Raw genomic sequence first — 15,708 nt, forward strand, 5'->3', positions numbered from 1 at the left:
TGGCGAGCATTGTTCCGACTCCGCTGGGGCGAAATGATTCCCCAATCGGATCCGGACAAGTCTCTACCTAAGTCAAAATGGACCAACGAACGCTGATCCCCGTAGCGCGGGATTATCTAGCAGGCCGCGTTACAACGCATCAGGGGTAACAAAGTATTTATCGCGAAAAAGCCCTGTTTTCAGTCGAAATGAACGTAAAAACTTGTTTCAAACGCTTTCAGGTCTGTAACAGGAAGGTTACCGGGCCATCATTGACCAGGTGTACCTGCATATCCGCGCCGAATCTACCTGATGCCACAGTGCCATGCACCTGTTTCGCTTTGCTTAATAGATAGTCGAACAGTTCCTCGCCCAGCGCCGGAGGGGCCGCGGTCGAGAAACCCGGACGCAGCCCGCTTTTGGTATCGGCAGCCAGGGTGAACTGAGAGACCAGCAGCAGCCCGCCGCCCACATCCGCCAAGGACAGATTCATCTTGCCCTCAGCATCGCTGAATACTCGATAGTTAAGCAGCTTATTAAGAAGTTTGTCGGCGCTAGCCCGCGTATCGTCGGGCTCGACGGCTACCAGGACCAGCAATCCCTGATCGACGGCACCCACGATCTCGCCCGCGACCTCGACCCGCGCGCCGCGCACCCGCTGCAGCAGGCCCTTCATGCTTCTTCAGGCGGCAGGTCGAGCAGACGCCGGGCCATCTGATCGGCGGCGCGTACCAGCGCGTCGGTGATGCCAGGCTCGGAAGCGGCATGACCGGCATCGCGGATGACCTGCAGCTCGCTGTTCGGCCAGGCTTGATGCAATTCCCAGGCGTTATCCAGCGGGCAGATCACGTCATAGCGCCCATGAATGATCACGCCGGGCAAATGGGCGATCTTGCCCATGTTGCGGATCAACTGGTTCTGCTCCAGGAACGCGTTGTTGGTGAAGTAGTGGCATTCGATGCGGGCAATCGACAATGCACGTTGTGGTTCGGAGAAGCGATCGACTACCAACGGGTTGGGACGCAGGGTCGCGGTGCGGCCCTCCCAGGTCGACCAGGCCTTGGCCGCGTGCATCTGGGCAATCTGGTCGTTGCCGACCAGGCGCTTGTGGAACGCGGTGAGCAAGTCGTCGCGCTCGTCCAGCGGGATCGGCGCGATGTAGTCCTGCCAGTAATCGGGGAACAGGCGGCTGGCGCCAGCCTGGTAGAACCATTCGATTTCCTGCGGACGGCAGAGAAAGATCCCGCGCAGGATCAGGCCGTGCACACGCTCAGGATGGGTTTGTGCGTAGGCCAGCGCCAGGGTCGAACCCCAGGAGCCGCCAAACAGCACCCATTTGTCGATGCCCAGGTGCTGGCGGATCCGCTCGAGGTCGGCGACCAGGTCCCAGGTGGTGTTGTTTTCCAGGCTGGCGTGGGGAGTGGAGCGACCGCAACCGCGCTGATCGAAAGTGACAATGCGATAGAGGTTGGGATCAAAAAAACAACGACTCTGGGCATCGCATCCGGCACCGGGGCCGCCGTGGATGAACACCACCGGCAAACCTTCCGGTGAACCGCTTTCGTCGACGTACAGGGTGTGGGTTTCGTCGACGGCCAGATCGTGCCGGGCGTGGGGTTTGATCTGCGGGTACAAAGTCTGCATTGCGCGCTCCGTAAGGGGTCGAGGTCATCCCTGGGGGGACTTCTATTATTCTGCCGTTGGGCATCATAAACCCGAATTACGTCAATGAGCATGCCCGCGCGAAGTCAGAGTTTTTCCGCAAGATAACCAGACAAGGTTTCGTACAGCGCATCGACCTCGGCCACCTGCCCGCGAGCCCGTAAACAGCCATGGACCAAACCTTCGCCGACATACAGAGTGGCAACCACGCCCGCGGCATTCAGTCGCTCGGCATACAGCACGCCGTCATCACGCAACGGGTCGAATTGCGCCACGGCGATCAATGCCGGTGGCAGTCCGCTGAAATCCGTGGCGAGCAATGGCATGGCGTAGGCGTTCGGATGGTGGGTGCCTTGCAGGTAAAGCGCGTGATAGCAATCGACGTCACTGCTGCTGAGTAATGGCGCGTCGATGCACTCACTGCGCGACGGCAGGCGGTGATCGCCGCCCAACCCCGGATAAATCAGCACCTGCGCGCACGGCACCGGCTCGCCGGCATCGCGCAGCGCCAGGCACAACGCCGCCGCGAGGTTGCCACCGGCACTGTCGCCAGCCACCAGCGTACGCTCCGGGTCGAGCTTATTCGGCCCGGTGCGCAGTGCTCGCCAGACCTTCAGGCAATCATTGAACGCGGCGGGAAACGGATGCTCCGGTGCCCGGCGGTAATCGACGGCGACCACCCGTACACCGAGAGTCGATGCCCATTCGGCGCAGATGAAATCGTGGGAATCGAGGTCCCCCACCACCCAGCCGCCGCCATGCAGATAAACGATGCACGACGCACCGCTGGCCGGTGGCTGATAGGAACGAACCGCAACACCGTCCAACTCGAAATCGACCACATGCAACCCGGCGGGGCGTGCAGGGGTAAACGCCCGGCACATCTCGCTGTAGGCCTGGCGCAATCCGGTGATTCTGCTGTCGGCGCTGTTGAAACTCAGGGTTTTGTCGACGAATGCCGTCATCTGTTTGGAAAGCGGGTAAGGAGCCATGAGCCTGGTGCCCGTTGATTCAGAGGGTTTGGATTGAAATGATCCCTGTGGCGAGGGAGCTTGCTCCCGTTGGGCTGCGAAGCAGCCCCATATTGCACGACTCGCTGTTTAACTGACTCACCGTGGCGCTAAACTTGCGAGTGCTGCGCACTCGGACGGGAGCAAGCTCCCTCGCCACAAAAGCCTTTTGTTCACAAAGACCTTGGGGTCAATTCTTCAGGCTGGCCTGAACCGTCGCCACACCATCCTTGCCATCGAAACTGCTGACACCCGCCAGCCAGCGCTGCAAGTCTTCGGGATGATCACGCAGCCATTTTTTCGCGACATCCTGAGCCGTTTGGCGCTCCATGATCGGCACCATCAACTGGCTTTCCTGGGCGGCGGTGAACGTCAGGTTTTCCAACAGCCGATTGACGTTCGGGCAGCGCTCGGCGTAATCCGGGGCAGTCACGCTGGAGACGGTTGCGGCACCTTCATTCGGGCCGTACACGTCCTCACTGCCGGTCAGATAGTCGATCTTCATGTTGATGTTCATCGGGTGCGGGGTCCAGCCGACGAACACCACGAACTCCTTGCGATTCACTGCCCGCTGCACGGCCGCAAGCATGCCGGCTTCACCGGACTCGATCAGTTTGAAATCCTTGAGGCCAAAGTGATTGGTCTCGATCATGGTCTTGATCGTGGTGTTGGCGCCACTGCCCGGCTCGATGCCGTAGATCTTGCCGCCGAGCTGATCCTTGAATTTGGCGATGTCAGAGAAGGTTTTCAGGCCGGCCGCTGCAACATAGTCAGGGACCGCGAGGGTGGCTTGGGCATCGGCCAGGCTCGGCTTGTCCATGACCTTGACCTGATTGGCAGCCACGAAAGGTGCGATGTTTTTATCCATCGCCGGTTTCCAGTAGCCGAGGAAGATGTCCAGGCGTTTGTCGCGGATGCCGGCGAAGATGATTTGCTGCACGGCGCTGGTTTGCTTACTTTCGTAGCCCAGACCGTTGAGCAACACATCGGCCATGCCGCTGGTGGCGATCACGTCGGTCCAGTTCACCACGCCCATGCGCACGGTTTTGCAGGAGGAGTCGTCCGCGGCCATGGCGCCGGCGCTAAATAGAGCGGCGCCACAGAAGATTGAGAGACAGCGGGTGAACAGACCTTTGGGGCTTGTCATAGAGAGCATTCTCGTGCGGCAGCGGATTATTGTCGGGGCGGTGTCTTTGTGCACCGTGGCGAGAACATTACGCAGCAGACGAGCGGTGAAAGCGACCTGTGGCGACCGTGTTTTGCACGGTGGCGACAAAAAAAGATCGCAGCCTTCGGACGATCTTTTGATCTTCAGCCCTTGTAGTGCTGCTGCCCCCAGGCCAGCAACCCTTGCAACAACTCCTTCAACACCACCCGCGTAGGCTCCGCCAGATCCGGGCGATAACGGAACGGTTCGAACTCTTCCATGTAGGTGCACTGCCCCAACTCCAGCTGCACCGCGTGAATGTTCTCGGCCGGGTTGCCGTAATGGCGGGTGATGTGGCCGCCCTTGAAGCGCCCGTTGAGCACGTGGGTGTAGTTGTCGTGAAGCGCGCAGATCGCTTCCAATTGAGTGGCAAGCTGTGGATCGCAACTGGCGCCGTTGAAGGTGCCGAGGTTGAAGTCCGGCAGTTTGCCGTCGAACAGGTGCGGGATGATCGAGCGGATCGAGTGGGCATCGAACAGCAGCGCATAGCCGAACTCGGCCTTCAGTCGCGCCAGTTCCTGTTGCAAGGTGCTGTGGTACGGCGTCCAGATCTGCTCCAGATAAGTCGCACGCTCATCGGCAGAAGGCTCCAGCCCTTCGCGGAACAACGGCACGCCGTCGAACAACGTGGCTGGGTACAGGCCAGTGGTCGCGCCCACGTACAACGGTTTGTCGTCGGACGGCCGGTTCAGGTCGATGACGAACCGCGAGTACTCGGCGGCCAGGGTGCTGGCGCCCAGTTCGGCAGCGAAGTCGTACAGCTGCGGGATGTGCCAGTCGGTGTCCGGCAGGCTTTTCGCGTCAGGGATCAACCCGGCTTCGACCGCAGGCGTCAGGCGCACGCCGGCGTGGGGCATGCTGATCAGCAGCGGTACGCGGCCTTGTTTGAAGTTCAGAACCTTATCCACAACAGATCTCCTACAGACTTGATTCGACGCCGTGGCGCACGACGCGTTTTTCCAGGTCGCCGCCCAGCCAGTAACACAGGTCGGCCGGACGATCGATTTGCCAGGCGACGAAATCCGCGACCTTGCCGGTTTCCAGCGAGCCATGGGTGTCGGCCATACCCAATGCGGTGGCGGCGTGAATCGTCGCGCCGGCCAGGGCTTCTTCCGGGGTCATGCGGAAGCAGGTGCAAGCCATGTTCAGCATCAGGCGCAACGACAGTGCCGGCGAGGTGCCCGGATTGAGGTCGCTGGCGATGGCGATTTTCACGCCGTGCTTGCGCAGGGCTTCCATCGGTGGCAATTGGGTTTCGCGCAGGAAGTAAAAGGCGCCGGGCAACAGCACCGCAACCGTGCCGGACTCGGCCATGGCGATGGCGTCGTCCTCGGTCATGAACTCCAGGTGATCGGCGGACAACGCGTGATAACGCGCCGCCAGGCTTGAGCCGTGCAGCGACGACAATTGCTCAGCGTGCAACTTCACTGGCAAACCCAGCTTCTGAGCGGTGATGAATACACGCTCAACCTGCGCAGGCGAGAACGCCAGGTATTCGCAGAATGCATCCACCGCGTCCACCAGACCTTCGGCGGCCAAGGCCGGGAGCATGTCGGCGCAGATGTGATCGATATAGTCGTCAGCGCGGTCCTTGTACTCCGGCGGCAGGGCATGAGCCGCCAGGCAGGTGCTGCGCACGCTGACCGGCAGTTCGGCACCGAGGCGACGGGCCACACGCAGCATCTTGCGCTCGTTGGCCAGGTCCAGGCCGTAGCCGGACTTGATTTCGATGCTGGTGACGCCATCACGCATCAGGCTTTTCAGGCGCTTGGCGGCACTGACGAACAGTTCATCTTCGCTGGCCGCGCGGGTCGCGCGCACGGTGCTGGCGATGCCGCCACCGCTGGCGGCTATTTCCGCGTAGCTGACGCCTTGCAGGCGCTGTTCGAATTCACCGCTGCGGTTACCGCCGAACACCGTGTGAGTGTGACAGTCGATCAGGCCCGGTGTGACCCAGGCCCCGTTCAAATCATTGACGGCCGGGTACTCGCCCGCCGGCAACTCACCGCGCGGGCCGATCCACTCAATGTGCGCTCCTGACGTCACGATGGCCGCGTCCTCGATGATCGAGTAGACGCCTTGTGCCATGGTTGCGACGTGACAGTGTTGCCAGAGAGTTTTCATCCGTGGCCTCCATTAGGTTATCGATGAGAAAAAGTAGGATCCTGCGTTACCAGGGCTGCCTGGCCCGCCGCCGGTTTCACCCACGTCAGGTAAGCCAGCACCAGCAATACGATCCAGACAACGCCGACGATCAGCGCCGCCTGGGTGTCAGGGAAATAGCCCAGCACGCCGAAAATGAACAGCATGAAGGCAATCGCCGCCGCCGGCGCATAGGGCCAGAGCGGTACCGGGAATTTCAGTTGTGCCACCTGCTCGGCGCTCATGGACCGGCGCATGGCCACTTGGGTCACCAGAATCATCAGCCAGACCCACACCGTGGCAAAGGTCGCGATGGAAGCGATCAGCAGGAACACGTTTTCCGGGATCAGGTAGTTCAGCAACACACCCAGCAACAGCGCGGCACTCATTACCACCACCGTCATCCATGGCACGCCATTGCGCGACAGGCGGGCGAAGCCCTTGGGTGCATGACCTTGCTGGGCCAGACCGAACATCATGCGGCCAGCGCCGAAGATGTCACTGTTGATCGCCGAAATCGCCGCCGTGATCACCACGATATTAAGGATAGTGGCCGCCGAGCTGATCCCCAGCTTGTCGAAAATCTGCACGAACGGGCTGCCCTGGCTGCCGATCTGCTGCCATGGAAAAATCGACATCAGCACCAGCATCGTCAGTACGTAGAACAGCAGGATACGCAACGGTACGGCATTGATCGCCCGGGGCAGCACGTGTTGCGGGTCTTTGGCCTCACCTGCCGTTACGCCGATGATTTCAATACCGCCAAACGCAAACATCACAACCGCGAACGAAGCGATCAGACCGCCCATGCCATTGGGCATGAAGCCGCCCTGGGTCCAGAGGTTGCTGATGTCGGTCGCTTGGCCGGGGGCCGAGCTGATGCCGAAGAGCATGATGCCGAAACCACCCAGGATCATCGCGACGATGGCCGCAACCTTGAGCAGCGACAGCCAGAACTCCATTTCACCGAAGACTTTGACGTTGCACAGGTTCAAGCCGCCGACGATGGAAACAACACCCAGCACCCAGATCCAGCGGGAAACCTCCGGGAACCAGAAGCCCATGTAGATACCGAATGCAGTGACGTCGGCCATGCCGACGATGACCATTTCGAATGCGTAGGTCCAACCGAGGATGAAGCCCGCCATCGGCCCCAGGTAGGTGCTGGCGTACTGACCGAAAGAGCCGGCAACCGGGTTGTGCACCGCCATCTCACCGAGGGCGCGCATGACCATGAACACTGCCGCGCCACCGATCAGGTAAGCGAGCAGTACCGCAGGCCCGGCCATTTGAATGGCCGAGGCAGAACCGTAAAACAGCCCGGTGCCGATCGCCGACCCCAGCGCCATGAAGCGAATATGTCGGGCAGATAGCCCGCGTTTCAAACCTTTTTCTGGCTGTGCCATTTCTCGTCCCTAATTATTGTTATTCGACGCAAAATCGAATCGCTGGCAAGCCAGCTCCTACAGGATCAGCGTGATCCATGTGGGAGCGGGCTTGCTCGCGAAGGGGCCATTACAGGCTAGGCAGCAACTTCGTTGTCACCAGCTCGTTCAGGCAGCGCGAAGCCAACAATTCAGACGCCGCATTGATGTCCGGCGCGAAGAAGCGGTCTTTCTCGTAGAACGGCACGTCGTTACGCAGGATGGCCCGAGCCTTTTCCAGTTTCGGCGAGGTTTTCAGGCCGTTGCGCAGGTCCAGGCCCTGTACCGCCGCCAGCCATTCCACCGCGAGAATCCCACGGGTGTTCTCGGCCATTTCCCACAGACGCTTGCCAGCCGCCGGCGCCATCGATACGTGGTCTTCCTGGTTGGCGGAAGTCGGCAGGCTGTCCACCGAATGCGGATGGGACAACGCCTTGTTCTCGCTGGCCAGTGCCGCCGCAGTCACCTGGGCAATCATGAAGCCGGAGTTCACGCCACCGTTGGCCACCAGGAACGGCGGCAGTTGCGACATGTGCTTGTCCATCATCAGCGAGATACGGCGCTCGCTCAGGGAACCGATTTCAGCGATGGCCAATGCCATGTTGTCAGCGGCCATGGCCACCGGTTCGGCGTGGAAGTTGCCACCGGAGATCACGTCACCTTCAGCGGCGAACACCAACGGGTTGTCGGAAACGGCGTTGGCTTCGATCGCCAGCACTTCGGCCGCCTGACGGAACTGGGTCAGGCAGGCGCCCATGACTTGTGGCTGGCAACGCAGGGAGTACGGGTCTTGTACCTTCTCGCAGTTTTCGTGGGAGTCGGAGACTTCGCTGCGCTCGCCCAGCAGATCGCGATACGCGGCGGCGGCGTCGATCTGGCCTTTCTGGCCACGGGCAGCGTGGATGCGCGCGTCGAACGGCGAACGCGAGCCCAATACCGCTTCAACGGTCAGGCCGCCCAGTGCCAAGGCACCGGCGAACAGGTCTTCACCTTCGAACAGGCCACGCAGGGCAAAAGCGGTGGACACCTGAGTGCCGTTGAGCAGCGCCAGGCCTTCTTTCGCGGCCAGGGTCAGCGGGGCAAGACCTGCGACTTTCAGCGCTTCGGTGGCTTCCATCCACTCGCCTTTGTAGCGAGCCTTGCCTTCGCCCAGCAGTACCAGCGACATGTGGGCCAGAGGCGCCAGGTCACCAGAAGCACCGACCGATCCTTTCAACGGAATGTGCGGGTAAACCTCGGCGTTGATCAGGGCGATCAGCGCGTCGATCACCACACGACGGATACCCGAGAAACCACGGCTCAGGCTGTTGACCTTGAGCACCATGACCAGACGCACCAGCTCATCGCTGATCGGCTGGCCAACACCGGCGGCGTGGGACAGCACCAGCGAGCGCTGCAGGTTTTCCAGGTCTTCGCTGGCGATGCGGGTCGAGGCCAGCAGGCCGAAACCGGTGTTGATGCCATAAGCGGTGCGGTTCTCGGCGAGGATCTGCTCCACGCAGGCCACGCTGGCTTCGATCTGGGCCGAGGCGCTGTGGTCGAGGGTCAGTTTCACCGGCTGCTGATAGACGTCACGCAGTTGGGAGAGGGTCAGTTGGCCGGGAATCAGGTTTAGCGCAGTCATTTTGTGCTCCTTTTGAGAGTTGTTGTTAACTCACCAGACGCTCCGGAGATGTCCGTTGTCCGTCGCGTCTGCCTTTTGGGGAGACGCGCCTTGGCACGCTGGTGTTGTTGAAATCAGTTCAGGTCTGGAAAAGCGTTGTGCAGCAAAATCGGGTCTTTCAATACCGCGGCAGCGGCGGCGATGTCCGGTGCCAACCAGCGATCCTGGTCGTAGGGGGCAACGTGCTCGCGCAGCAGACGCCAGGCAGCATCGGTGCCTGCGCCGAAGCGTTGTTCTTTCAAAAATTCAAACGCCTGGGCCGCCAGCAAATACTCGATGGCGAGGATCTGCGTGCAGTTTTCCAGCGCGCGATGCAGCTTCAGCGCGGCGTTGGTGCCCAGGCTCAGGTGATCTTCCTGCAGGCCCGACGTCACGTAGTTATCCAGCACCGCCGGTTGTGCCAGTTGACGGTTCTCCGCGCACAGCGAAGCGGCGACGTACTGCACGATCATCATCCCGGAGTTCACCCCCGGGTTGGCCACCAGGAAAGCCGGCAGACCGCTAACGTGCGGGTTGATCAAACGGTCCAGGCGACGCTCGGCAATGGAGCCGATTTCCGCCATGGCAATCGCCAGCAGGTCCGCCGCCATTGCCACGGACTGGCCGTGGGGGTTGGCCTGGGACACCACGCGATAATTGTCCGCGGTGCCCAGCACCATCGGGTTATCGGTGGTGCCGTTGAGTTCGGTTTCGATCTGTTTGGTCGCGTGTACCAATTGGTCGCGAGCGGCGCCGTGCACCTGCGGGATCGAGCGAATGCTCAGAGCATCCTGGGTACGGATGCCTTTGCTCTTGGCAATCACTTCACTGCCGTCGAGCAAGGCCCGCAGGTTGATCCCGACCTGTTGCATGCCCGGGTGCGGCTTGAGCGCGATGATTTCGGCATCGAAGGCGTCGATCTGCCCGCGCTGGGCTTCAAAGCTCATGGCACCAATCACGTCAGCCCATTCCAGCAGGCGCGTCGCATCGGCAATCGCCAGGCAGCTCAGGCCGGTCATGCACGGCGTACCGTTGACCAGGCACAAACCGTCCTTGGCACCAAGCTTGACCGGTTGCAGGCCTTCTTCGGCCAGCGCTTGCTGCGCGGAAACGACCTGGCCGCGATAGCTGACATTGCCGACACCCAGCAGCGCAATGCCGATGTGCGCCATGTGGGTCAGGTAGCCCACGGAACCCTGGGACGGTACTTGCGGGGTGATGCCACGGTTGAGCAGCGCCAGCAGTGCTTCGACAACCTGACGGTGCAGGCCGGAATTACCATGGCTGTAGTTGACGACGGCGGCACACATGATCGAGCGGGTCTGCTCGTTGGTCAGTGGCGCGCCAACGCCACAGGCGTGGCTGAGCAAGGTATTGCGCGACAACTGGCTGAGTTGCTCATCCTGCAGCGAGACATTGCACAGCGCGCCCAGGCCGGTGTTGATGCCGTAGGCACGTTCGCCGCTGGTGACGATGCGCTGGACGATGGCCTGCGCGTTTTCGATGCGCGCCCAGATCGGCGCCGACAGCTCAAGCTGTGCGCCATGACGAGCAACGGCGACAACATCCTGCCAACTGACCTGCGCCTCGGTGATAACGATTTTTTCAGCCTGGGACATCTGGAGCCTCATACCAATTCTGTTGACCAATGACACCCTGTGGCGAGGGGGCTTGCCCCCGTTGGGCTGCGAAGCAGCCCTGTTCTGGCTTTCTGGTGTGTCAGATTTATCCGGTTAACTGATTGTGCGAGCGCTGCGCACTCGAACGGGGGCAAGCCCCCTCGCCACAAAAAGCGGTACGCCTTAAACCACCGCCGCCCGACGCTGCACAAAGCGGTCGACATACTCATCCGCCGGCGAATGCAGGATCTCTCTCGGCGTGCCGACCTGGATCAGGCGGCCGTCCTTGAGGATCGCGATGCGGTTGCCGATGCGCACGGCCTCGTCGAGGTCGTGGGTGATGAAGACGATGGTCTTGTGCAGGGTCTTTTGCAGCTCCAGCAACTGGTCCTGCATCTCCGCGCGGATCAGCGGGTCGAGGGCGCTGAACGCTTCGTCCATCAAGATGATGTCGGTGTCCGCCGCCAAGGCGCGGGCCAGGCCCACACGCTGACGCATGCCGCCGGAGAGCTGGTGCGGGTATTTGTTTTCGTAGCCCTTGAGGCCCACGGTATTGATCCAGTGCAGCGCACGCTCGGCGCACATGGCTTTGGTTTCGCCACGGATTTTCAGGCCGTAGGCGACGTTGTCCAGCACGCTCTTGTGCGGCAGCAGGCCGAAGCTCTGGAACACCATGCTGATCTTGCGCCGACGAAATTCGCGCAGCGCTTCCATGTCGTATTGCAGGATGTCCACGCCGTCCACCAGGATCGCGCCGCTGGTCGGGTCGATCAGGCGGTTGAAGTGGCGGACCAGGGTCGACTTGCCGGAACCCGACAGGCCCATGATCACGAAGATCTCGCCGCTGCCGATGCTCAGGGACAGGTCGTTCACGCCGACCACGCAGCCGGTTTCGGCCAGCACCTGGTCCTTGGTCTTGCCCTGGCCGACCATGGCCAGCGCGTCCTTGGCACGGTTGCCGAAAATCTTGAAGACGTTCTTGACTTCGATCTTGCTCACGGTTGCATTGTTCATTTGCTCACCTCATGCCGTGCGCGACCGTACGCCTGTGTAATGCGGTCGATCACCACAGCCAGAATCACGATCGCCAGACCGGCTTCAAGGCCGCGTCCGACGTTGAGGGTCTGAATCCCCACCAGCACGTCTTCACCCAAGCCACGGGCACCGATCATCGAGGCAATCACTACCATCGACAGGGCCATCATGGTGGTCTGGTTGATCCCGGCCATGATGCTCGGCAGGGCCAGTGGCAGTTGCACACCGAACAGTTGCTGCCAGCGGTTGGCACCGAAGGCGTTGATCGCTTCCATCACTTCGCCGTCGACCTGGCGAATGCCCAGATCGGTCAGACGGATCAGCGGCGGCGCGGCGTAGATCACCGTGGCGAAAATCGCCGGGACCTTGCCTAGGCCAAACAGCATCAGCACCGGGATCAGGTACACGAAGCTCGGCATGGTCTGCATGATGTCCAACAATGGCATCAGTATCGAACGCAGGCGGTTGCTGCGCGCCGAGAGAATGCCCAGCGGAATGCCGATCAACACCGAGATGATCGTCGCCACCATCATCAGCGCCAGGGTCTGCATCAGTTTGTCCCAGAGGCCAACCGCACCCACCAGGAACAGCAAACCAACGATGACGGCAGTGGTCACGACCTTGCGGGTCGCGTGCCAGGCCACACCGGCCACGATTGCCAGCATCAGCCACCAGGGTGCGGCGCGCAGCAGGCCTTCGAGATTGACGATGGCCCACAACAGGGTGTCGGAGATGTGCCGGAACACGTCGCCGTAGTTGGTGACCAGCGAATCGACCCAACCGTTGACCCAGTCGGCGATGGAAAAGGTAAAGCTTTCGGGAAACATAAGAGACTCTCAATCAAGGGGTTGCGATCAAGCATCCGACTGCCGTTGCCGACAGCCGGAGAAGCTCAACCTACAAGGCCGCGTCGATTTTCTTGGCTGCGTCTTCGCTCACCCATGCGTGCCAGACTTCAGGATGTTCCTTCAGGAAGATCTTGGCCAGTTTTGGTGATTCGATCCGCTCTTTGGTCATGCGCCCCAGGTTCTGGTTCAGCAGGTCGATTGGCACGTTGACCTTTTCCAGCACGGCCACCAATTCAGGCGCTTCGTCGTGGAAAGTCTTGGACAGGCCGACCTTGATATCCACGGTCTTGTTCACGCCTGGTTTCTCTTCGAGTTTCACCGCGTCGATCTGGCCCATCAGCGGCGTTGGCGACCAGTAGTAGAACAGGATCGGCTCGCCACGCTTGTAGCTCGACAGCACGGCGGCATCCAGCGCCGGGCCGGTGCCCGGGCGGAAGTTGGTGTAGGTGCTTTCCAGGCCGTAGCTCTTCAGCATTTCGCTGTTGTCCAGCTCACAGGTCCAGCCGGCCGGGCAGTTGTAGAAACGGCCCTTGGACGGCTCTTCGGCGTCCTTGAAGATCGCCGAGTATTTGCCCAGGTCAGCAATGTTTTTCAGGTCCGGAGCCTTGGCTTCCAGCTTGCGCTTGGCGTCGCCTTCGATCACGTAGCGCGGCACGTACCAGCCTTCGATCGCACCAACAACCGGCGCGCCGACACCGACGACCTTGCCGGCCTTCTCGGCCTTGTTCCAGACTTCGCTACGGCCGACCCATTCTTCGGCAAACACTTGAATATCGTTGCTGCTCAGGGCGTTTTCCATGGTGATGGAGTTGCCCGGCAGGCTGTCAGTCTTGCAGTCGTAGCCTTTCTCCAACACGACTTGCATCACGTCGGTCAGCAGCATGGCGCTTTCCCAGTTCAAACCGGCGAATTTCACCGGTTTGCCCGACTCGCACCAACTCGCCGCCTGAGTGGCGCCAGCGCTGGCCAGCAGGCCCATGGAAAGCAATGTGGTCAGCAGGGTCTTGTTCGATTTCATTGTTGTGACGCTCCTAATCATGAATTGGCTTACGGCAGTCAAGAGGCATCCAGCCCTGTCCACGTCCAATCAGGCCTGCGCCGCAGCGCGACCGACATCCAGCTTTTGTTCGGTGACCGCGTCCTGCTCGACCGGCAGGATCAAACGATCAGGCACTGTGCCGTGCCATTTTTTCGCACACAGGTAATACAGGGCTGCGGGAAGCACCAGACCGATGATCCAGGAAATATCCACATCACCCAGGGCCGCCACCAGCGGACCGGTGTAGAACTTGGTGGAGATGAACGGCAGTTGCACCAGCACACCAAACACATAAACGCTGATACCGAGAAGGTTCCAACGACCGTAGCGACCATTCGGATCGGCCAGCGCCGGTACGTCATAGCGCTCGCGAGTGATGCAGTAGTAGTCCACCAGGTTGATCGCGCTCCACGGCGTAAAGAACGCCAGCAGGAACAGGATGAAGGACTTGAACGCACCGAGGAACGAGTGTTGACCGAGCAACGCCATCAGGGTCGCAGCCCCGACGATGACCAGCACGAACACCAGACGCTGCAAGCGCGTTACCTTCAGGTCACCACGGAAACCGCTGATGATGGTCGCGATGCACATGAAGCTGCCGTAGGAGTTCAGCGTGGAGATGGTGACCTTGCCGAACGCGATGCTGAAGTACAGCAGCGCAGCGGTGGCACCGGTACCACCCAGACCAACGATGTAGGCCACTTCGTGGCCGGCGTATTGCCCGTTGGCCGAAGCGGCAGCGAACACGCCGAGGACCATCGCCACCTGTGCACCAATGACCGAACCTGCGCCTGCGGCAAAAAAAGTTTTCACCGAGGAAATCTTGCTCGGCAGGTAGCGAGAATAGTCAGCCACATAAGGGCCGAAGGCGATCTGCCAGGACGCCGCGAGCGACACCGCGAGCAAGAAACTGCTCCAGCTGAAGTGGCGGATTTGCAACAGTGCGCCAACGTCAACCTGGCTCATCAGACGGCTGAACAGATAAACAAAGGCAATCACGCCAATGACACTGGCAACACGGCCGATCCAATGGATCACCCGATAACCGAGCACCGTGACCAGCACGATGACACTGGCGAAAAGGAGGATACCGACGGTGTCGCTGACGCCAAACAACTGGCCCAGCGCCTGGCCGGATAACACGGTTCCCGTTGCGGTGAAGCCCAGGTACATCAAGCAGACCAGCACGATCGGGATGGCCGCGCCGTACACGCCGAACTGTACCCGGCTGGAAATCATCTGCGGAAGGCCAAGCTTGGGGCCTTGCGCGGCATGCAGCGCCATCACGCCACCGCCGAGCAGTTGGCCGATCAACAGACCGATCAACGACCAGAACACATCGCCGCCAAGCACCACTGCCAAAGCACCGGTGACAATCGCAGTGATTTGCAGGTTGGCACCCATCCACAGGGTGAACTGGCTTAACAGACGACCGTGTCTTTCCGCTTCCGGGATGTAGTCGATCGAGCGCTTCTCGATCAACGGTTTGTTGCTTGCACGTTCGCTGCTGACAGCCATGGTTCAACCTCTATGGATTGTTTGTTTTTGTTTTGGTCCCTGTGGGAGCAAGCAACCTCGCTCCCACAGGGCAAGCATTACTTGCCGGTAATCATCGGCAGGTTCAGCCCTTGTTCCTTGGCGCAGTCGATGGCGATCTGATAACCGGCATCGGCGTGACGCATAACGCCAGTGGCCGGGTCGTTGTGCAGCACACGAGCGATACGCTCGGCCGCTTCGTCAGTACCGTCGCAGACAATCACCATGCCCGAGTGCTGGGAGAAGCCCATGCCAACGCCGCCGCCGTGGTGCAGGGAAACCCAGGTCGCGCCGCTCGCTGTGTTGAGCAGAGCGTTGAGCAGTGGCCAGTCGGAGACGGCGTCGGAACCGTCCTGCATCGATTCGGTTTCGCGGTTAGGGCTGGCCACCGAACCGGAGTCCAGGTGGTCGCGGCCGATCACGATGGGCGCGGACAATTCGCCGCTGCGCACCATTTCGTTGAACGCCAGACCGAGCTTGGCGCGCAGGCCCAGGCCAACCCAGCAGATACGGGCCGGCAGACCCTGGAAGCTGATACGTTCGCGGGCCATGTCCAGCCAGTTGT

General features: G+C 60.9%; 13 protein-coding genes and 1 pseudogene. All 14 read right to left on the bottom strand.

What is annotated here, in order from left to right; all coding sequences use genetic code 11:
• Window positions 1-217: 217 nt before the first annotated feature.
• Complete coding sequence (gene dtd / locus KGB07_RS14945) at window positions 218-655, bottom strand: D-aminoacyl-tRNA deacylase (RefSeq protein WP_008047807.1); 438 nt, start codon at window positions 653-655, stop codon at window positions 218-220.
• The gene (pip, locus tag KGB07_RS14950) at window positions 652-1,623 is read right to left on the bottom strand and encodes a prolyl aminopeptidase (RefSeq protein ID WP_046039602.1); all 972 of its coding nucleotides are present in this window, start codon (window positions 1,621-1,623) and stop codon (window positions 652-654) included. The genes dtd and pip overlap by 4 nt, the downstream gene beginning before the upstream one ends.
• Before the next feature lie 104 nt (window positions 1,624-1,727).
• Window positions 1,728-2,633 carry an alpha/beta hydrolase gene (locus tag KGB07_RS14955; protein WP_046039601.1) on the bottom strand — a complete coding sequence of 302 codons (906 nt, stop codon included), beginning with the start codon at window positions 2,631-2,633 and terminating at the stop codon, window positions 1,728-1,730.
• A gap of 208 nt (window positions 2,634-2,841) precedes the next feature.
• Complete coding sequence (locus tag KGB07_RS14960; RefSeq protein WP_046039600.1) at window positions 2,842-3,798, bottom strand: choline ABC transporter substrate-binding protein; 957 nt, start codon at window positions 3,796-3,798, stop codon at window positions 2,842-2,844.
• Window positions 3,799-3,962: 164 nt separating this feature from the next.
• Window positions 3,963-4,766 carry an N-formylglutamate deformylase gene (hutG, locus tag KGB07_RS14965; RefSeq protein ID WP_223465774.1) on the bottom strand — a complete coding sequence of 268 codons (804 nt, stop codon included), beginning with the start codon at window positions 4,764-4,766 and terminating at the stop codon, window positions 3,963-3,965.
• Between the two features lie 10 nt (window positions 4,767-4,776).
• Entirely contained in the window at window positions 4,777-5,982 is a 1,206-nt protein-coding gene (hutI, locus tag KGB07_RS14970; RefSeq protein WP_223465775.1) for an imidazolonepropionase, read from the bottom strand.
• 17 nt (window positions 5,983-5,999) lie between these two features.
• Window positions 6,000-7,406 carry an amino acid permease gene (locus KGB07_RS14975; protein WP_046039597.1) on the bottom strand — a complete coding sequence of 469 codons (1,407 nt, stop codon included), beginning with the start codon at window positions 7,404-7,406 and terminating at the stop codon, window positions 6,000-6,002.
• A 109-nt stretch (window positions 7,407-7,515) separates the two neighbouring features.
• The gene (gene hutH, locus KGB07_RS14980) at window positions 7,516-9,048 is read right to left on the bottom strand and encodes a histidine ammonia-lyase (protein ID WP_046039596.1); all 1,533 of its coding nucleotides are present in this window, start codon (window positions 9,046-9,048) and stop codon (window positions 7,516-7,518) included.
• Between the two features lie 113 nt (window positions 9,049-9,161).
• Window positions 9,162-10,685: a histidine ammonia-lyase gene (hutH, locus tag KGB07_RS14985; protein ID WP_046039594.1), complete on the bottom strand. Its 1,524-nt coding sequence runs from the start codon at window positions 10,683-10,685 to the stop codon at window positions 9,162-9,164.
• A gap of 183 nt (window positions 10,686-10,868) precedes the next feature.
• Window positions 10,869-11,699, bottom strand: coding sequence for a glycine betaine/L-proline ABC transporter ATP-binding protein (locus tag KGB07_RS14990; RefSeq protein WP_052960551.1), 831 nt, complete (start codon window positions 11,697-11,699; stop codon window positions 10,869-10,871).
• Window positions 11,696-12,547, bottom strand: coding sequence for an ABC transporter permease (locus KGB07_RS14995; protein ID WP_046039591.1), 852 nt, complete (start codon window positions 12,545-12,547; stop codon window positions 11,696-11,698). Before KGB07_RS14995 ends, KGB07_RS14990 begins: the two co-directional genes overlap by 4 nt.
• 70 nt (window positions 12,548-12,617) lie before the next feature.
• Window positions 12,618-13,586 carry an ABC transporter substrate-binding protein gene (locus KGB07_RS15000; RefSeq protein ID WP_046039590.1) on the bottom strand — a complete coding sequence of 323 codons (969 nt, stop codon included), beginning with the start codon at window positions 13,584-13,586 and terminating at the stop codon, window positions 12,618-12,620.
• A 69-nt stretch (window positions 13,587-13,655) separates the two neighbouring features.
• Window positions 13,656-15,125 (bottom strand): purine-cytosine permease family protein, encoded by a 1,470-nt coding sequence (locus tag KGB07_RS15005; RefSeq protein WP_046039588.1) that lies wholly within the window; start codon window positions 15,123-15,125, stop codon window positions 13,656-13,658.
• Window positions 15,126-15,202: 77 nt separating this feature from the next.
• Window positions 15,203-15,708, bottom strand: a pseudogene (locus KGB07_RS15010) (urocanate hydratase); the annotation flags it as partial.

Source organism: Pseudomonas sp. GL-RE-26, from assembly GCF_019956275.1.
In the GTDB taxonomy this organism is placed as follows: Bacteria; Pseudomonadota; Gammaproteobacteria; order Pseudomonadales; family Pseudomonadaceae; genus Aquipseudomonas; species Aquipseudomonas grandcourensis.